This is a genomic window from Xanthomonas sacchari (assembly GCF_024266585.1).
Taxonomy (GTDB): domain Bacteria; phylum Pseudomonadota; class Gammaproteobacteria; order Xanthomonadales; family Xanthomonadaceae; genus Xanthomonas_A; species Xanthomonas_A sacchari_C.
The window spans coordinates 840019-856900 of record NZ_CP100647.1 but is presented as its reverse complement, the minus strand read 5'-3'; the positions used below and the strand labels follow the sequence as shown (position 1 = coordinate 856900).

The 16882-nt window shown below is 71.0% G+C and carries 17 protein-coding genes and 1 pseudogene; 7 read left to right on the top strand and 11 right to left on the bottom strand.

Features of this window, described 5'->3' with window-relative positions; translation table 11 throughout:
* Window positions 1-14 precede the first annotated feature (14 nt).
* From NKJ47_RS03580 to NKJ47_RS03565, 4 genes and pseudogenes are all read right to left on the bottom strand, one after another.
* Window positions 15-761: an SDR family oxidoreductase gene (locus NKJ47_RS03580; RefSeq protein ID WP_254461329.1), complete on the bottom strand. Its 747-nt coding sequence runs from the start codon at window positions 759-761 to the stop codon at window positions 15-17.
* Window positions 762-794: 33 nt separating this feature from the next.
* Window positions 795-1673: pseudogene (locus NKJ47_RS03575) on the bottom strand (amidohydrolase family protein); the annotation flags it as partial.
* On the bottom strand, window positions 1670-2701 hold the full coding sequence (locus NKJ47_RS03570) for an aldo/keto reductase (RefSeq protein WP_254460166.1): 1032 nt from the start codon (window positions 2699-2701) through the stop codon (window positions 1670-1672). The pseudogene NKJ47_RS03575 and the gene NKJ47_RS03570, both read right to left, overlap by 4 nt.
* A gap of 192 nt (window positions 2702-2893) precedes the next feature.
* Window positions 2894-3562: an HAD-IA family hydrolase gene (locus NKJ47_RS03565; RefSeq protein ID WP_254460165.1), complete on the bottom strand. Its 669-nt coding sequence runs from the start codon at window positions 3560-3562 to the stop codon at window positions 2894-2896.
* Window positions 3563-3799: 237 nt separating this feature from the next.
* On the opposite strand from NKJ47_RS03565, the gene NKJ47_RS03560 reads away from it, so the two are divergent.
* Window positions 3800-4018 (top strand): hypothetical protein, encoded by a 219-nt coding sequence (locus NKJ47_RS03560; RefSeq protein ID WP_242161229.1) that lies wholly within the window; start codon window positions 3800-3802, stop codon window positions 4016-4018.
* Window positions 4019-4361: 343 nt separating this feature from the next.
* Here the strand turns inward: NKJ47_RS03560 and glpK are convergent, their stop codons facing one another.
* From glpK to NKJ47_RS03540, 4 genes are all read right to left on the bottom strand, one after another.
* Complete coding sequence (glpK, locus tag NKJ47_RS03555) at window positions 4362-5861, bottom strand: glycerol kinase GlpK (protein ID WP_254460164.1); 1500 nt, start codon at window positions 5859-5861, stop codon at window positions 4362-4364.
* A gap of 100 nt (window positions 5862-5961) precedes the next feature.
* A complete protein-coding gene (locus tag NKJ47_RS03550; RefSeq protein WP_254460163.1) occupies window positions 5962-6783 on the bottom strand; it encodes an MIP/aquaporin family protein in 822 nt (273 codons plus the stop codon).
* 163 nt (window positions 6784-6946) lie between these two features.
* The gene (gene glpD, locus NKJ47_RS03545; RefSeq protein WP_254460162.1) at window positions 6947-8461 is read right to left on the bottom strand and encodes a glycerol-3-phosphate dehydrogenase; all 1515 of its coding nucleotides are present in this window, start codon (window positions 8459-8461) and stop codon (window positions 6947-6949) included.
* A 293-nt stretch (window positions 8462-8754) separates the two neighbouring features.
* Window positions 8755-9615 carry a DeoR/GlpR family DNA-binding transcription regulator gene (locus NKJ47_RS03540; protein WP_343237525.1) on the bottom strand — a complete coding sequence of 287 codons (861 nt, stop codon included), beginning with the start codon at window positions 9613-9615 and terminating at the stop codon, window positions 8755-8757.
* A gap of 165 nt (window positions 9616-9780) precedes the next feature.
* Here NKJ47_RS03540 and NKJ47_RS03535 point away from each other — a divergent pair, with 165 nt between their 5' ends.
* Both NKJ47_RS03535 and NKJ47_RS03530 read left to right on the top strand, forming a co-directional pair.
* Window positions 9781-10254 (top strand): DUF1456 family protein, encoded by a 474-nt coding sequence (locus NKJ47_RS03535; RefSeq protein WP_254460160.1) that lies wholly within the window; start codon window positions 9781-9783, stop codon window positions 10252-10254.
* Between the two features lie 157 nt (window positions 10255-10411).
* Window positions 10412-11230 carry an HDOD domain-containing protein gene (locus tag NKJ47_RS03530; RefSeq protein ID WP_254460159.1) on the top strand — a complete coding sequence of 273 codons (819 nt, stop codon included), beginning with the start codon at window positions 10412-10414 and terminating at the stop codon, window positions 11228-11230.
* 87 nt (window positions 11231-11317) lie between these two features.
* Here NKJ47_RS03530 and NKJ47_RS03525 read toward each other — a convergent pair whose 3' ends face one another.
* Window positions 11318-12445, bottom strand: coding sequence for an exodeoxyribonuclease III (locus tag NKJ47_RS03525; protein ID WP_254460158.1), 1128 nt, complete (start codon window positions 12443-12445; stop codon window positions 11318-11320).
* Window positions 12446-12519: 74 nt separating this feature from the next.
* Between NKJ47_RS03525 and NKJ47_RS03520 the strand changes: the two genes are divergently transcribed.
* Together NKJ47_RS03520 and NKJ47_RS03515 are read left to right on the top strand one after the other, a co-directional pair.
* Entirely contained in the window at window positions 12520-12726 is a 207-nt protein-coding gene (locus NKJ47_RS03520; RefSeq protein WP_254460157.1) for a hypothetical protein, read from the top strand.
* Window positions 12727-12881: 155 nt separating this feature from the next.
* Entirely contained in the window at window positions 12882-13313 is a 432-nt protein-coding gene (locus tag NKJ47_RS03515) for a hypothetical protein (RefSeq protein ID WP_254460156.1), read from the top strand.
* 153 nt (window positions 13314-13466) lie between these two features.
* Here NKJ47_RS03515 and NKJ47_RS03510 read toward each other — a convergent pair whose 3' ends face one another.
* On the bottom strand, window positions 13467-13694 hold the full coding sequence (locus NKJ47_RS03510) for a hypothetical protein (protein ID WP_254460155.1): 228 nt from the start codon (window positions 13692-13694) through the stop codon (window positions 13467-13469).
* 358 nt (window positions 13695-14052) lie between these two features.
* Between NKJ47_RS03510 and NKJ47_RS03505 the strand changes: the two genes are divergently transcribed.
* Window positions 14053-14835 carry a lysophospholipid acyltransferase family protein gene (locus NKJ47_RS03505; protein ID WP_343237534.1) on the top strand — a complete coding sequence of 261 codons (783 nt, stop codon included), beginning with the start codon at window positions 14053-14055 and terminating at the stop codon, window positions 14833-14835.
* Between the two features lie 339 nt (window positions 14836-15174).
* Here NKJ47_RS03505 and NKJ47_RS03500 read toward each other — a convergent pair whose 3' ends face one another.
* Entirely contained in the window at window positions 15175-15909 is a 735-nt protein-coding gene (locus NKJ47_RS03500) for a hypothetical protein (protein ID WP_254460153.1), read from the bottom strand.
* A 139-nt stretch (window positions 15910-16048) separates the two neighbouring features.
* Between NKJ47_RS03500 and NKJ47_RS03495 the strand changes: the two genes are divergently transcribed.
* The gene (locus NKJ47_RS03495) at window positions 16049-16768 is read left to right on the top strand and encodes a ThuA domain-containing protein (protein WP_254460152.1); all 720 of its coding nucleotides are present in this window, start codon (window positions 16049-16051) and stop codon (window positions 16766-16768) included.
* Window positions 16769-16882 lie beyond the last annotated feature (114 nt).

Sequence of the window (16882 nt, the reverse complement as noted above, 5' to 3'; positions counted from 1 at the left end):
GGGGGAAGGCGCGGTCAGTTCGACCAGCCGCCGTCGATGATGTGGGTCTGGCCGGTGGTGAACGAGGACTCGTCCGAGGCCAGGTACACCACCAGTTGCGCGATCTCGCGCGGGTCGCCCAGGCGGCCCATCGGCTGGCGGTCGGTGAAGCTCTTCCATACCGCCTGCTCGTCGCCGCCCAGCGCCTTGACCCGCTCGCCCAGCGACGGCGTCTTGATCGTGCCGGGGCAGATCGCGTTGCAGCGGATGCCCTTGGCCACGTAGTCGGCAGCGATGGCCTTGCTCAGGCCGATCACCGCCGCCTTGGTCACGCCGTAGGCGAAACGGTTCGGCACGCCCTTGATGCTGGACGCCACCGAGGACATGTTGACGATGCTGCCACGGCCCTGCGCGAGCATGCCCGGCAGCACCGCCTGGCACAGGTAGTACATCGCATCGACGTTGATCGCGAACGAGCGCTTCCAGGCCGCCGTATCGCAGTCGAGGATGCTGCCCTGGTGCACGTAGCCGGCGCAGTTGAACAGCACGTCGAAGGTCGGCTGCGCCGCCACCAGCGCCTGGATCGCGGCGGCGTCGGTGACGTCCAGCGTCTGCGTGACGATGCCATCGGCCTCGGCGGCCAGGGCCTGCAGCGCGGCGGCGTCGATGTCGGTGGCCAGCACCTGCGCGCCCTCGCGCGCGCAGGCCAGTGCGCTCTCGCGGCCGATGCCGGCGCCGGCGGCGGTGATCAGGCAGCGCTTGCCTTGCAGACGGCCGCTCATGCGCGGCTCCCGGAAGTGGACGCGAACGTGGTCATGGGGCGGGACTCCTGGTTGGGGGGAAGGAATCGGATCGGACAGGCGATACACGCGCCGCGCATTGCCGGCGAACACCGCTTCGGCCGCGCCGGCGGCATGCTGCGCGACCCAGGCCTGCGCCAGCGCCATCCAGGCGGCGTAGTCGGCGCGCTGGGTCAGCACCGGCCAGTCGCTACCCCACAGCAGCCGCTGCGCGCCGAAGCAGGCGAACAGCTGCGCCACGTAGGGCGCCAGCACGGCATCGTCGATGCCGGCCGCGGCCGGCAGTTCGGTGAGCAGGCCGGACAGCTTGCACACCACGTTGGGATGCTGCGCCAACTGTGCCACGCCATCGGCCCAGGCCTGGAAACCGGCGCCGCCGATAGCCGGCTTGGCCGCGTGGTCCAACACCACGCGCAGCTGCGGGTGGCGCTGCAAGCGCGCCAGCAACGCCGGCAGGTGCAGCGGGCGTACCAGCGCGTCGAAGGCCAGGTCGTGCTGCAGCAGCGCGTCGAAGGCCGCATCCAGCTGCGGCCGCGCCAGCCACTGCGGATCGGCCAGGTCCTGCACCATCGGCCGCAGGCCCTTGAGCAGGCCCGCGCCGTCGGCGCACAGCGCGGCGATGCGCGCGGCGACGTCGGCGGCCGCGAAATCCACCCAGCCGACCACGCCGGCAATGCGCGGCTCGGTCCGCGCCAACTGCAGCAGGTAGCGCGTTTCCGCTTCGCTCTGCGCCGCCTGCACCGCCACCAACGCGGTCACGCCCTGCGCGTCCAGCGTCGCGGCCAGATCCTCGGGCAGGTAATCGCGGTACAGCACGCCCAGCGCCGGCGTCAGCCAGGCATAGTCGCCACGCGCCAGGCGCCAGAAATGCACATGGGCGTCGATCGTGTTCACGGCGTCGGCACCGGTGCGCGCAGCAGCCCGTCGTCGCGCAACTGGCGCCACAGCGCCGCGGGAATCGACGCGCGCAGGCGCGTGGCGGCGCTGGCCGCTTCCGCCGGCGTACGCATGCCGGCGACCACCGCGCTCACCGCCGGATGGGCCAGCGGGAACTGCAGCGCCGCCGCGCCCACGTCCACGCCGTGCGCCGCGCAGGCCGCGAACAGGGCTTGCGCGTGCTGCAGCGTGGCTGGATCCACCGGCGCGTAGTTGTAGGTGTCGCCCGGCCCGCGCGCATCGCTGAGCAGGCCGGAGCTGTACGGCCCGGCGACCAGGATGCCGATCCGCCGCTGCAGCGCCTGCGCCATGATCCGCTGCGCAGCGTGCTGTTCGAGCAGGGTGTAGCGGCCGGCCAGCATCACGCAGTCGAGCGGGAACAGCGGCATCAGTTCCAACGCCACGTCTTCCTCGTTGACGCCGATACCGATCGCCCGGCACGCGCCCTGCGCCTTCAGCGCGGCCATCGTCGGCAAGGCCTCGTCCAGCGCCTGCCGCAGCAGCGCCGGATGGCGCTCGCCGTGGGTCAGGCGGCCGATGTCGTGCAGCAGCAGCACGTCGATGTGATCGGTGCCGAGCCGTTGCAGGCTGGACTCGAACGCGCGCAGCACGCCGTCGCGGCTGTAGTCGAACTCGGCGCGGCGCCCGGCGACGGCAAAGCCCTCGCGCCCTGGCGCCGCCGCGGCATCGTCGTAGACGCAGCGCCCGACCTTGGTCGAGAGCGTGTAGCTGGCGCGCGGCAGCCCGCGCAGGCCCTGCCCCAGGCGTTGCTCACTCAGCCCATAGCCGTAGTACGGCGCGGTATCGAAATGGCGAATGCCGGCGGCATAGGCGTCGGCCACCGCGGCCAGGGCCACCGCGTCGTCCACCTCGGCGTACAGGTTGCCGATCGGTGCGGCGCCGAAGCCCAGCGCGGACAGGGACACACCGCTGGCACCCAGCGCACGTGAAGCGGTGGCGGCATCGGTGGCCGGGCTCAACGCCATGCGCGAACTCCCAGGATGGGCCGCACCGCAGGTCGCCCGCGGACGCGCGAGGGACGGTGGCGACTGGGATTGCACATGGCACGCCTCTGCCCGGGATCGGGCGCGATGAGTTATGGCCGCAGCATGCACGCCCAGGATGGCAATGGGCGCCGCGACTGTTCGCCTATGAATATAGCAATCACAAGTGAACAATCAACCTGCAGCGCAGCAATCGCCTGCTCGGCGTTCGGGCGGCAGCACCAGCGCCAACAGCGCGGCCGGCCGCTGCAGCAACGGCAGCGGCGTCTGCGGCTGCAGCGCGGCCGGCAAGGTATAGCCCCAGGCGACGCCGGCGAAGGCGATGCCGGCCTGGCGCGCGGCCTCGGCATCGCGGATCTCGTCGCCCACGCACAGCGCCCGCGCGGCGGGGATGCCGCAGGCGCGCAGGCTGGCGCGCAGCTTGCGCCGCTTGCCCAGCACCGCCGCGCCGCAGCGCACGTCGCGGAACTGCGCGAGCAGCGCGGGGCCAAGCACGCGCTCGACGTTGGCGCGGCTGTTGGACGTGACCAGGGCCAAGTGCACGCCGGCCTGCGCCAGGTGCGCCAGCAGCTCGGCGACGCCGTCGAACAGCGCAATGCGCTCGATCTGCGCGCTCATCAGCGCGCGCATGCGTTGCGCCACCGCCGGCACCCGCCACCAGCGCAGGCCGCTGCGCGCCATCAGCGCGCGTGCGCTCAGGCTGCGGATTTCGTCCAGCCGCTCGACGTCGAAGCGGCGGAAACCGAATTCGTCGGCGACGCCGTTGATGGTCGCCAGGAACCAAGGAAACGAGTCGGCCAGGGTGCCGTCGAAATCGAAGATGACCAGATCGTAGCGGTGCATGCGGCGCCAGCATGCCGGAGCGCCGGCATCCGCACCAGCGGCTTCCATCGGGCCGGTTCGGGCAGCGCGCGCAGGTTGTGCTCGATCATCTCCCGCGTCGACAGTCCGGCGTTACCGGCCTGATCGTTGAAAGCCGCGTGCGCGGATCGGAACGCCTTTCATCCGCCGTTGGCGTGCGCTTCACCCGCAACCGCCGGCCCAACGCGCACGCTGGACCCTCATCGCACGGAGACGCCCATGCACATGCAATCCCCCAATCCCGGCCAGGATCCGCAGCAGCCGCCGAACGAAGTGCCGGGCCAGGTGCCGAACCCCGGTGTGGACCCAACCCCGGATCGGCCGATCGACCCGATCCCCGACCAGCCGACCGATCCGACCATCCCGCCGATCCAGGACCCGGTCGGCGGCGTCGACGCGCCGGTGCCGGGGCCGCGCGGACCGACGCAGTACGTCTGAATCCTTCGCCGTTACCGGGAGTGCGCGCAGGCTCGGCCGCAGCGGCGTTGGAACGACGGCGAGCGGCCTTTCGCGAAAGCGCCCGGCGCGGCCGAAGCCGCTCGCACAGGGAAGGGGCAGGACACCCTTGTGGGAAAGGCGCCCTTGTGGGAGGGACTTCAGTCCCGACGACGGAAGGCATCCGTCGGCTTTCGGTTTCGCTTGTCGCGGCTGCATCACCGTTGACGCCCACCAGGTTCGGTGCGGCGACTGCCGCCTTCGGCAGTCGCAGCGACGAACAACGCCTCGGCCGGCAGATGCAAAAAGGAGCAGACGCAGCCCCCGACTGCACTGCGCGACCGCCTCAGCGAATCCGGAACCCCATCGTCGCCTCCACCGCCTGCTGCCAGCCGGCGTACAGCGCTTCGCGACGCTCTGCCGGCATGTCCGGCTCGAAGCGGCGGTCCACCGCCCATTGCTGGGCGATCTCGGCGCGATTCTTCCAGAACCCGGTGGCCAGGCCAGCCAGATAGGCCGCCCCCAGTGCGGTGGTCTCGGCCACCTCCGGGCGCAGCACCGGCACGTCCAGGATGTCGCTCTGGAACTGCGCCATGAAGTCGTTGGCGATGGCACCGCCGTCGGCGCGCAGTTCCTTCAGTTCGATGCCCGAATCGACCTGCATCGCGGTCAGCACGTCGCGCGTCTGGTACGCCATCGACTCGATCGCGGCGCGGATGAAGTGTTCCTTGGTGGTGCCGCGGGTCAGGCCGAACACCGCGCCGCGGATGTCGCTGCGCCAGTACGGTGCGCCCAGGCCGACGAAGGCCGGCACGAAGTACACGCCGTCGTTGTCGCCGGCGCGCTCGGCATAGGCCTGCGAGTCGCTGGCCTTGCCGAGCATGCGCAGCCCGTCGCGCAGCCATTGCACCACCGAGCCGGCGACGAAGATCGCGCCTTCCAGCGCGTACTCGACCTTGCCGTCCACGCCCCAGGCGATGGTGGTGAGCAGGCCGTTCTTCGAGGCCACCGCCTTCTCGCCGGTGTTCATCAGCATGAAACAGCCGGTGCCGTAGGTGTTCTTGGCCATGCCCGGCTCGAAGCAGGCCTGGCCGAACAGCGCCGCCTGCTGGTCGCCGGCGATGCCGGCGATCGGCACGGCGTGGCCGTAGAAATACTGGCCCTGGGTGTTGCCGTAGATCTCGCTGGACGAGCGCACCTCCGGCAGCATCGAGGCGGGGATGTCCAGCAGCTGCAGCAACTCCTCGTCCCAGCGCAGTTCATGGATGTTGTACAGCAGCGTGCGCGAGGCATTGGTGTAGTCGGTGACGTGGACCTTGCCGCCGGTGAGGTTCCAGATCAGCCAACTGTCGATGGTGCCGAAGGCCAGTTCGCCGCGCTGTGCGCGTTCGCGCGCCCCCTCGACGTGGTCGAGGATCCATTTCACCTTGGTGCCGGAGAAGTACGCATCGATCAGCAGGCCGGTCTTGGCCCGCACCGTCTCCTCGTGGCCGTCGGCCTTGAGCTGGTCGCAGATGTCCTTGGTCTGCCGCGACTGCCAGACGATGGCGTTGTAGATCGGCTGGCCGGTGGCGCGGTCCCACACCACCGCGGTCTCGCGCTGGTTGGTGATGCCGATGCCGGCGATCGCGCTGGCGTCCACCTGGTGGTTGTTGAGCAGCTCGGTGATCGTGGTGTAGACGCTGGTCATGATCTCGCGCGGGTTGTGCTCGACCCAGCCCGGCTGCGGGAAGATCTGCGAGAACTCGCGCTGGGCCATGCCGACGATGCGGCCCTGGCGGTCGAACAGGATCGCGCGCGAACTGGTGGTGCCCTGGTCGATCGCCAGGATGAACTGCTTTTCCATCGGAGACTCCTGCGGGATGCACGCCGCGCGCGACCGCGCGGCGCCAACGGGGAATGGGAACGCGCGCACGCCGCGCGCGGGGACGCGCAGGCGGCCGGCGCTAGGCGCGGCGCGCGGCGGCCTGCTCTTCCTCCAGCGCCTTCACCCGCGCCGGCAGGAACGGATAGATCAGCCACTGGTAGGCGGCGCCGCCGATCACGCCGCCGATCAGCGGGCCGACGATCGGGATCCACCAGTAGTGGTCGGCCGACGGCAGCGCCGAGGGCCCCCAGCCGGCGACGTAGGCGAACAGGCGCGGGCCGAAGTCGCGGGCGGGATTGATCGCCCAGGCTTCCAGGTAGCCCATCGACGCGCCGATGGTGGCCACCAGCAGGCCGATGATCAGCGCACCGGAGTTGGCGGTGGGCGCGGCCTCGTTGTAGCGCTCGGTGATGGCGAAGATGCCGAAGATCAGGAACGCGGTCAGGATCACCTGATCGCGCAGCGCGTGCATCGGGGTGATCGCCAGGCCCGGCGCGGTGAAGAACACCCCGGCCGCGCCGCCGCCGGCGCGGGTGAGCTGCTGGGCCTGGTTGTAGTGGTCGATCACCGGCGCGAACAGCAGGTAGACGATCCAGGCGCCGAGGAACGCGCCGATCACCTGGGCGACCCAGTACGGCAGCACCTTGGGCCAAGGAAAACCGCGGTACAGCGCCAGCGCCAGGGTCACCGCCGGGTTGGCGTGGGTACCGGACACCGAGCCGGTGACGTAGATGGCGATGGTCACCGCCAGGCCCCAGGCGATGCACACGCCCCAATAGGCGTGCTGGTAGGGGCTGGGGTCGTAGAGCACGTACATGCACGCCACCGAGCAGCCGAAAGCGATGATGATCAGCATCGCGATCGCCTCGGAAATCAGTTCGCCCACCAGTTGCCGGCTCATGCCCGTGCCTCCCGGCCCGCCGTCGTTGCCGCTGTCGATCCACCCATGCCTGCCACCCTCCACGGTTGCGTCCAGGTTGTTCCTGCGCCGCGGCGAGGGCCGGGCGCAGCGCGATTGTGCACGCGCCGCCGCCGCCCGAACCGGGCCGGCGGCGGCGTTTTGCTCATGCCGGTGCCGCGGCCAGGGTGGCCGGCGCCTGCTGCAGGTAGGCGACCAGGCGCTCGCGGCCGGCGGCGTCCACGCGCAGGCCGAGCTTGCTGCGGCGCCACAGCAGGTCCTCGGCCTCCACCACCCACTCGTGCTGGCGCAGGTAGTCGACCTCGGCCTGGTACAGGTCGGCGCCGAAGTGCTGGCCCAGGTCCTGCAGCGCGGCCGCATCGCCCAGCAGCGTCTGCGCGCGGGTGCCGTAGTTGCGCGCCAGCCGCTGCGCGGTGGCCTCGGCCAGCCACGGCCGCGTCGCGCGCAGTTCGCGCGCCAGCGCGGCGATGTCGCTGCGCTCGCCGCCGGGCAGCGGCGCGCCATGCGCGGTCCAGGCCGGCGCCTTGCGCCCGGCATGCGCGGTGAGCCGGTTCACGGCCTCCTCGGCCAGCTTGCGGTAGGTGGTGAGCTTGCCGCCGAACACGTTGAGCAGGGCGGCGCCGTCGCGCGCATCCAGCTCCAGCAGATAGTCGCGGGTGACCTCGGCGGCGTTGTCCTCCTCGTCGTCGAGCAGCGGGCGCACGCCGCTGTAGCTCCACACCACGTCGTCCGGCGCGATCTGCTTGCGGAAGTAACGGTTGGCCGCCTCGCACAGATAGCGCGTCTCCTCGCCGTCGATGCGCGGCGCGGCCGGGTCGGCGCGGTAGTCGACGTCGGTGGTGCCGATCAGGGTGTAGTCCTGCTCGTAGGGGATGGCGAAGACGATGCGCCGGTCCGGCTGCTGGAAGATGTAGGCGTGGTCGTGCTCGAACAGCCGCGGCACCACGATGTGGCTGCCCTTGACCAGGCGCAGCGCGTGGTCGTGGCCGACGTGCGCCACCTCGTCCAGGAACTGCACCGCCCACGGCCCGGCGGCATTGACCAGCGACCGCGCGCGCAGTTCCTCGCGGCGGCCGTCGGCGTGCTGCAGCTGCACCTGCCACAGGCCATCGACACGGCGCGCACCGATGCAGCGGGTGCGGGTGAGGATGCGCGCGCCGCGCTGCGCGGCGTCCATCGCGTTGAGCACCACCAGCCGCGCGTCCTGCACCCAGGCATCGGAATAGACGAAGCCGGTGCGGAACTCCTCGCGCAGCGGCGCGCCCACCGGATGCGTGCGCAGCGCCAGGCGCCGCGAACCCGGCAGGGTACGGCGGCCGCGGCCGAGGTGGTCGTACAGGAACAGGCCGGTGCGGATCATCCACGCCGGGCGCAGGTGCGGCTGGTGCGGCAGCAGGAAGCGCAGCGGCCAGATGATGTGCGGGGCCAGCCGCAGCAACACCTCGCGCTCGGCCAGCGCCTTGCCGACCAGGGCGAATTCGTACTGCTCCAGGTAGCGCAGGCCGCCGTGGATCAGCTTGGTGCTGGCACTGGAGGTATGCGCGGCCAGGTCGTCGCGCTCGCACAGGCACACCGACAGGCCGCGGCCCACCGCGTCGCGGGCGATGCCCACGCCGTTGATGCCGCCACCGACCACCAGCACATCGTAGGTCTCACGCATAGCCGACTCCGGAAGTGTCGTGTCCCGGACCCGGCAACCGGCCGGGCCCAGGACTGGGGACTAAAAGATCGTAAACGAACATTTTCAAACATAGCACGCTGCACTGCAGCGTAGCGTCGACAGCGACTGGGGAAACGACGTGAAACGCCCGCAGTCCTTAGGCCAGAGGCAGCCTGGCGAGTACAGGGCACCGCCGCGAGGTGGCGAGCCCACCTTATCACGCAACATTAACGAAACAATTCGAACACAAGCGCCGGCTCGCTGCCCAGGCATCGGAGCCGGGCCGGCACGGCTCAGTCGGCCGGCCCGTCCAGCTCCGGCGCGGCCGGATCGGCGGCATCGCCCTCGGCGACGAACACGCGGGTGCCGGCCGCGTCCAGCACCGCCGCCAGGTCGGGCGGCGGCGCGCGGTCGGTGAACCAGGCCTGCACCCGTCCGATCGGCCCCAGCCGGACCATCGCGTTGCGGCCGAGCTTGCTGTGGTCGGCGGCCAGGAACACCTGCCGCGAGTGCTCGATGATCGCCTGCGCCACCCGCACCTCGTGGAAATCGAAATCCAGCAGGGTGCCGTCGGGGTCGATGCCGGAAATGCCGATCACGCCGAAGTCCACCTTGAACTGGCGGATCAGCTCGATGGTCGCCTCGCCGGTGACGCCCTGGTCGCGGCCGCGCACGCGCCCGCCGGCCACCATCACTTCGAAGCTGGGATTTGCGCTCATCATCACCGCGACGTTGAGATTGTTGGTGATCACGCGCAGGCCGCTGTGGCCCATCAGCGCGCGCGCCACGTCCTCGTTGGTGGTGCCGATGTTGATGAACAGCGAGGCGTCGTCGGGAATGTGCTGCGCCAGCAGCGTGGCGATGCGCCGTTTCTCCCGCGCCTGCAGCGACTTGCGCGCCGCGTAGGCCAGGTTCTCCACGCTCGACGGCAGGCTCACCCCGCCGTGGTAGCGGCGCAGCACGCCGGCCTCGCACAGCAGGGTCAGGTCGCGGCGGATGGTCTGCGGCGTCACCTCGAAACGCGCCGCCAGCCCTTCCACTTCGGCATAGCCCTGCTGGCGCACCAGCGCCACCAGTTGCTCCTGGCGCGGATTGAGCGCGGACACTGCGCTCGGCTTGGGAATCGGATGGTCCATGCGCCGATGATGGCGCATGCGCCGGCGGATGCAACCGCGCCGCGGCGCGACATGGCGCCATGCCGCGTGCACAGCGTCGGTGAACCGCAGCCATGGCCTGCGCCGGCGTGGTCTACGCGCCGGTGCGGGCCAGCGCCTAGACTAGCGCCCCTCCCCGGGCCTCCCGGCACTCCCGCACCGATCATGCTCAACAACGACATCCTGCGCTCCATCCGCTACATGCTCGACCTGAGCGACCAGAAGATCGTCGATCTGGCCCACCTCGCCGATCCGGCATTCGCGATCGACAAGACGCAGATCCCCGCCTGGCTGAAGAAAGAGGACGAGGACGGTTTCGTCGAGTGCAGCGACGCGGTGCTGGCGCACGTGCTGGACGGGCTGGTGTTCCACTACCGCGGCCGCGACGACAGCCTGCCGCCGCGCCCGGTGGAAGCGCGCATCACCAACAACGTGGTGCTGAAGAAGCTGCGCGTGGCGTTCCAGCTCAAGGACGTGGACATGCACCAGATCTTCGACGCCGCCGGCTTCCCGGTGTCCAAGCCGGAGCTGTCGGCGCTGTTCCGGCAGCCGGAGCACAAGAATTTCCGCCTGTGCGGCGACCAGTTGCTGCGCAACTTCCTCAAGGGCCTGACCCTGCGCGTGCGCGCCGCCGGCTGAGCCGCGCGCCCCGCCGCAGCAGGGCGCGGCCGTGGCCGCGAGGCGGGCGATCCGCACGCCGGCCATCGCGAATCGGTAGGATGCGCCCAGTCCGCCACCACCGCGGGCGCGGCCGGCTGTCGGCCCTGCCCGCCTCCCGTTCCGCTCGAGGGTCCCCATGAAGCTAGAGGCGCTGTTCGACCAGTTGCACACCCTGCCGACCATTCCCCAGGTGGCGCAGGACCTGATCCTGCAGTTCGATGCGCCGGGCACCAGCCTGGACGCGGTGGCGCGCAACATCGAGCGGGACCCGGTGATCGCGGCCAAGGTGCTGCGGCTGGCCAATTCGGCGCGCTTCCGCGGCGCGCGCGATTCCACCACGGTGGAAGACGCGGCGTTGCGCCTGGGCTTCAACACCTTGCGCACCCTGGTGCTGGCGTCCTCGGTGACCGGCGCGTTCCATGCGCCGGCGCATTTCGACCTGCGCGCGTTCTGGCTGCACAGCTTCGAAGTGGCCGGCGTGTGCCGGCTGCTGGCGCGGCAGAAGGGCCTGGACGCGGAGACCGCTTTCACCTGCGGCATGATGCACAACATCGGCGAACTGCTGATCCAGACCGGCGCGCCCGACTATGCCGCGCAGTTGCACCCGGACGCCTCCTCCAGCGGCCGCGCCGCCGACGAGACCGTGCAACTGGGCTTCGGCTACCCGGAAGTGGGCGCCGAGCTGGCGCGGCGCTGGCACCTGCCGCAGGTGATCCAGACCGCCATCGCCTTCCAGGCGCGGCCGCTGCAGGCCGCGGAAGACGAGCCGATGCCGAAGGTGGTCGCCCAGGCCGCCCTGGTCGCCGACGCGCTGGAGCGCCACGGCGGCGCCAACGCGCAGGCGCGACAGGCGGTGACCGGCCCGCTGATGGACGATGTGGACCTGGACGCGCTGTTCGCCGCGCTGCCCGCCGTGATCGAGGCCGATCGCGCCTTTACCGAGATGCTGAAGTAAGGGAAGACGTGCTGCCGCGTCGGCCACGCCGCGCGGCAGCCGCCACGGAATCGGCGCCTCCCCGCTTCGCCGTACCCTCATCCGGCGCTACGCGCCCCCTTCTCCCGGTGGGAGAAGGGATGGTTTCCGGCGGGCGCGCGCGGGCCTCGGCGGCACCGCGGCCGCATCGCGCGGTTTGCGGGCTTTCGGCGTCTTCGCGGTTGTCGCCTTTGCCGCACGTGTCTTCTTCGCGGCCTGCGCTGACGTCGTCGATTTCGCCGCGGTCCTGGCCGTGGTCTTGCCCTTGATCCGCGCGGCGGTCTTCTTCGCCAGCGACGTCGCGCCAGAGGCGGATGTGCGTGGGGTCTTGTTCGCCTTGCCGCCCTGGGTCTTGCTCCCAGCAGCGTCACCGCGCCGCGGCTTGGCCGACGCCGCAGCCGCAGCGCTGGCCGGCGACGCACGCAGCGCGACCCAGGTCGGCGCATGGTCGCTGGCATGCGGCAGGTCGCGCACCCAGCGGTCCACGCCGGCGTCGTGCAGGCGCGCGGCCAGCGGCGGATTCAGCAGCAGGTGGTCGATGCGCAGCCCGGCATCGCGCTGCCAGTGCTGGCGGAAATAGTCCCAGAACGTGTACACGCGGCGCGCGCCGTGCACCTGGCGCAGGCTGTCGGTCCAGCCCTGCGCCAGCAGTCCGGCATAGGCCTGGCGGCTCTCCGGCTGCAGCAGCGCATCGCGCCGCCACGAGGCCGGGGTGTAGATGTCCGCATCGGTGGGCACCACGTTGAAGTCGCCGATCAGGGCCACCGGATGCGGCAACGCCACCAACTGCTGCGCATGCCGCTGCAGCCGTGCGAACCAGTCCAGCTTGTAGTCGAACTTCGGCCCTGGCCGCGGATTGCCGTTGGGCAGGTACAGGCAGCCGACCAGCACGCCGTGCGCCATCGCCTCGATGTAGCGGCTCTGGGTGTCGCGCGGATCGCCGGGCAGGCCGCGCCGGCTCTCGACCGGATCGCAGCCCTTGGCCAGCAGCGCCACGCCGTTCCAGCCGGACTGGCCCATCCACACCGCGCCGTAGCCGGCGGCATGCAGCGCGGCCAGCGGGAAGCCGGCGTCCACGCTTTTGAGCTCCTGCAGCCCTACGATATCCGGCGCCTCGCGCTGCAGCCATTGCAGCAGATGCGGCAAGCGGCTGCGGATGCCGTTGACGTTGTAGGTGGCGATCTTGAGCGTCTTCATCCGGCGCACCTGCAGAACCTGCCGTCACCTTCGCCCCGCTACCCTCGCCGCATCGTGAAGACCGGAGCCGGCGCATGACCCCGCTCGACAAGCCCTTGCGCCGCGAACTGGACATCGACGGCACGCGCTACACCCTGACCGTGGACCCGGACGGCCTGAAGCTCACCGAAAAGGGCCGGCGCAAAGGCCTGGAATTGCGCTGGAGCGCGCTGGTCAGCGGCGACGCCGCATTGGCCACCGCCTTGCAGGCCTCATTGGCCGATCGCCCCGGCAAGCGCTGAGCGCACGCAAGCTAGGCAGGCGATACTCCAAGGCGCAGCCGCTGATGGTGCTATCGTCGCGCCTTCGGCAACCAGCAGGGAGCGGGCGGATGCGCAGGCGCGAGGGGAATGCTGTCGGAAACCGGCAGACGCGTGCCCACCAGGCACCACGGGTCATGCGACCGCTGCTGCTCGCCCTGCTGCCGCTGGCCGCGCACGCCGCGCCGGACGTGCCGGAGCGCTTGCACGTGTCCAGCACCAGCGAATACGCCGCAGGCACGCCCGAATGGCGGCAGGTGCGCGACTGGCTGGCGCAGCACCGGCCGTCGCAAGCCGGCCCCGCCCAGGCCCAGAACCTGCAGCGGCTCGGCCCCCTGGTCCTGACCTACGCACGGGCGCTGCACGGCGTTCCGACCCAGGCGCCCGAAGCGCTGCCGCTGCCCGACCAGGGCACGACAGGCGACAGCATCGCCATCGCCAGTTGCCTCGACGGCCTGCGGCAATCGTGGGTCTACGCCGTCGAGGAACCGTCCGCGCGTGCATGGACGCTGACCTCGTTCACCGCCGCGCAGAGGACGGACTGCACGCAGGCCAACGGCGCGCCCTGACCCTGCAAAGCGCTCCCACCGGCACTGCTTCAGGTCGCCTCGCTTCGCTCGCTGTTGCCACGCTGCGACAAGGGCGCGTCTTGCCTGAGACGAGCGGTTTCAGCCACGACGGGCGTTATCGGCAACGCCTCCTCGCGGCTCACGCAGCGCGTGTCAGATCGCACGCGCGTCGCTGGGTTGCGTATTGGAGCTGGGGCCGTAGGACAGCCGGTAGTGCTGCGGGTTGTTATCGTTCGTTTCCGTCGCGGCCGCGGCGACGATGTCGACCTTGAATTGGGTTTCGGCCGCAGGGTTGTGCAGGTAGCGGGTGTACGTCCGCTCCCAGTTGGTCGGATCGTCGAGGTGTTCGGCACGGACCTTCTTCCAGACGGGATACGACATGGCATGGACTCCTTGGGTTAATGGACGGACCTGCACCTGCCAGCGCGATGCCGGCGTGCGATGCCATGTTTGTGCTGACCGCAACCAAGACCAATCGGCATACGCCTGATCTTCGGGCGCCGCGATGCGACCTGTCGGCGCATGCCCAGCGCATCTGCAACAGAGCCGGTTGCGCTGCGAGCAATGGCAGCGCCGCCAACGGGAGTCGCGGACGGCCGCTTGCATCGCTGCCGAGGCAGGCAGGTCTCGGCTACCATCGCCCCGCGCGCGCCGCGCGTGCCCACTGTCTCCTCGCTCGCCCCCGCCCATGCCCGCCGCCGCTTCGTCCCGCCCCGCCGCAACTCCCCTCGTCGGCCGCCTGCGCACCATGGTCCGCGTCGCCATCTGCCTGGTCGCCAGCGTGCTGCTGATCCCGCCGCAGTGGCTGCTGATGCGCTTCACCCGCGGCCGCGGCGCGTTCGTACTGCCGCGGCTGTGGTTCGGCTGCCTGCGGCGCGCCCTGGGCATCCGCCTCGAGGTCGTGGGCACGCCACGCGACACCGGCGGGACGCTGTTCGTCGGCAACCACATCTCCCACTTCGACATCGTGGTGCTGGGCAGCCTGCTGCGCGCACGCTTCATCGCCAAGAACGACATGGAGCGCTGGCCCGGCATGCGCCACATCGGCGCGCTGGCGCAGACCGTGTTCATCAGCCGGCGCCGCCAGGACGCCGCGGCAGTGGCCGCCGCCGTGGCCGCGCAACTGCGTCCGGAACATGACGTGGTGCTGTTCGCCGAAGGCACCACGTCCTCCGGCGCACGGGTGGCGCCGTTCAAGTCCAGCCTGTTCTCGCTGTTCCTCGGCACCGAGCCGGGCGCGCGGCACTGGACCCTGCAACCGTTCACGCTGGAGGTGCGCAGCGTCGACGGACAGCCGCTGGCGCAGGGCGGCGATCGCGACGCGTATGCCTTCTACGGCGAGATGCAGGCCGGCGCGCACGTCGCGCACTTCCTGCGCCTGTCCGGTGCCGTGGTCAGGGTGACCTTCCACGCACCGATCGCGGTGGCGCCGGGCAGCGACCGCAAGGCGCTGGCCGCGCAGTTGCACGGCATCGTGGCCTCTGCGCTGCCGGTCGCGCCGACGGATGCCGCTGCGGCCTAGGACGGCGGCACGCGCCGGCGCGCACCGGCAAGGCCCGACGGCGCATCAGTGCGTGGTGTCCGGCGCCAGCGGCTCCGCCAAGCGCACCACCGCGTCCTGCTTGCGTCACTCCATCGCGCCCAGCGCCGGCCAGGTCTGGGCATCGCGGCGCAGGCAGGCGACGCCACGCGCGTCACGGCCACCGACGGATCGCCCGGTGGGCGCCAGCGCGGCGGCACCCGTTGCGCGCCTCATGCCGGTCGCTGGTTCGTCAAAGACCATCGCATCGCGTCGCGCTTCACCTATCGCGCGGCGGCACAAGGGGCAACGCGTGCATGCCGCCCCCGTGGCGACGCCCACTCAGTGCCTGACCGCCTCGCACAGCTTGCGGTTGAACCAGGTGGACTTGGCGATGGGCAGGTAGGCGTCCCAGTCGCTGGGCGGCAGCATGGCGCTCTGCGTGTCCAGTTGCGCCTGGAACGAGGCCTCGTCGCGGCTGCGGCCGGCCATGGTGCCGTCCAGCACCGCCAGGCACTCCTGCGGCCGGCCCAGGCGCAGCAAGGTGATGGCGCGGTCGTTGGCGAAGCGATCCCGGTCCAGCCAGTTGAGGAAACCGCCGCACTCGCCTTCGAACGCCTGCATGCCGGCCAACGCCTGCGCATAGCGCTTGCCGCGATAGTCCTGCAGATACGCCTCGCGCCGCCGGTTGCTGGCCGCGGCGGTGCAGCCGGCCGGCAGCCGCAGGTAGTCGCCCTCGAAACTGGCGCGCATGCCGCAGTAGTCGCGGCAGCTCTCCTCGGTCAGCGCGGCCACGTTGAACCCGCCTTGCACTGGCTTGAACGCGAGCCTGCACGGCACGTCGCCGGCGTCGTTCAGCTCCGCCTTGTCGCCCTGCAGCGTGCCCGACAGCGAACAGGTGTGGCCGTTGGCGCCGACCGACAACAGGTCGAACTGGCGCGCCCCGCCCTGCTCGGTGACCCGCATGCTGCCCCAGCCTTCCTTGGTGGCGTACTCGCCGGGCGTCGGGCCGGCCGCCGCCGCACCGAACGTCACCAGCCACACCAGCATCGCGCTCCATCCGTCTCGCCGTGTCATCGCCTGTTCCTGCTTCGATCAGAACCGGCAAGTGTGCGGCATCGCCTCGCTGGCAGACCAGTCCCGCCACATGCGCTGGCGGATGCAGCGCGCTGCGCCGCGTCACGCCCGCGCGCGCGTTCCGCGCGACAATCCGCGCATGACCCGCCTTCTGCTCTCGCTCGCCGGCATGCTCGCCGGCATCGCCGCCGCCGCGCCGCTGCCCGAGCGCATGCTGGTCTTCAGCAAGACCGCCGGCTACCGCCACGACTCCATCCCCACCGCGGTGGCGACCTTGCGCCAGCTCGGCGAGGCCGAGGGGCTGGCCGTGGACCACAGCGAGGACGCCGGCGTGTTCACCGCCGACAACCTGGCGCGCTATCGCGTGGTGGCCTTCGCCAGCACCACCGGCGAGATCCTCGATGCCGACCAGCAGCGCGCGTTCGAAGGCTTCGTGCGCAACGGCGGCGGCTTCCTCGGCGTGCATGCCGCGGCCGACACCGGCTACCAATGGCCGTGGTACGGACGCCTGGTCGGCGCCTGGTTCCAGAGCCATCCGCCCGGCCTGCAGTCCACCCGGGTGCAACCCGAACGCGACGGTCGCCCGTACGGCGCGGCGTGGCCGATCCGCGACGAGCTCTACAACTTCCGCCACAACCCGCGCGGCCAGGTGCAGGTCGTCGCCACCGTGGACGAACGCCTGTACGCCGGCGGCAGCATGGGCGCCGACCATCCCATCGCCTGGCGCCATGCCTTCGACGGCGGCCGCGCCTGGTACACCGGCCTGGGCCACGACGCGGCGGTGTACGCCGATGCGAACTTCCTGGCGCAGCTGCGCCAGGGCGTGCGCTACGCCGCGGGACGCGACGACGCGGACTGAAGCGTCCCGGCGGGCTGCGCGACAGGCGCGGCCGGCCTGACTGGCGCGAGCGCCACGCACGCCGTCGCACGGACCGTGGCACGTCCCCGCATTCGCCCGGGTTGGCTACGCCCG

Coding starts and splice junctions, on each gene's coding strand:
- NKJ47_RS03540 (WP_343237525.1), bottom strand. CDS start 9,615: ATGCGCCATCATCGGCGCATGGACCATCCGATTCCCAAGCCGAGCGCA.
- NKJ47_RS03525 (WP_254460158.1), bottom strand. CDS start 12,445: ATGAAGACGCTCAAGATCGCCACCTACAACGTCAACGGCATCCGCAGC.
- NKJ47_RS03550 (WP_254460163.1), bottom strand. CDS start 6,783: ATGAGCCGGCAACTGGTGGGCGAACTGATTTCCGAGGCGATCGCGATG.
- NKJ47_RS03580 (WP_254461329.1), bottom strand. CDS start 761: ATGAGCGGCCGTCTGCAAGGCAAGCGCTGCCTGATCACCGCCGCCGGC.
- NKJ47_RS03510 (WP_254460155.1), bottom strand. CDS start 13,694: ATGTCGTATCCCGTCTGGAAGAAGGTCCGTGCCGAACACCTCGACGAT.
- NKJ47_RS03520 (WP_254460157.1), top strand. CDS start 12,520: ATGACCCCGCTCGACAAGCCCTTGCGCCGCGAACTGGACATCGACGGC.
- NKJ47_RS03515 (WP_254460156.1), top strand. CDS start 12,882: ATGCGACCGCTGCTGCTCGCCCTGCTGCCGCTGGCCGCGCACGCCGCG.
- NKJ47_RS03530 (WP_254460159.1), top strand. CDS start 10,412: ATGAAGCTAGAGGCGCTGTTCGACCAGTTGCACACCCTGCCGACCATT.
- glpK (WP_254460164.1), bottom strand. CDS start 5,861: ATGGAAAAGCAGTTCATCCTGGCGATCGACCAGGGCACCACCAGTTCG.
- NKJ47_RS03565 (WP_254460165.1), bottom strand. CDS start 3,562: ATGCACCGCTACGATCTGGTCATCTTCGATTTCGACGGCACCCTGGCC.
- glpD (WP_254460162.1), bottom strand. CDS start 8,461: ATGCGTGAGACCTACGATGTGCTGGTGGTCGGTGGCGGCATCAACGGC.
- NKJ47_RS03570 (WP_254460166.1), bottom strand. CDS start 2,701: ATGGCGTTGAGCCCGGCCACCGATGCCGCCACCGCTTCACGTGCGCTG.
- NKJ47_RS03495 (WP_254460152.1), top strand. CDS start 16,049: ATGACCCGCCTTCTGCTCTCGCTCGCCGGCATGCTCGCCGGCATCGCC.
- NKJ47_RS03535 (WP_254460160.1), top strand. CDS start 9,781: ATGCTCAACAACGACATCCTGCGCTCCATCCGCTACATGCTCGACCTG.
- NKJ47_RS03500 (WP_254460153.1), bottom strand. CDS start 15,909: ATGACACGGCGAGACGGATGGAGCGCGATGCTGGTGTGGCTGGTGACG.
- NKJ47_RS03560 (WP_242161229.1), top strand. CDS start 3,800: ATGCACATGCAATCCCCCAATCCCGGCCAGGATCCGCAGCAGCCGCCG.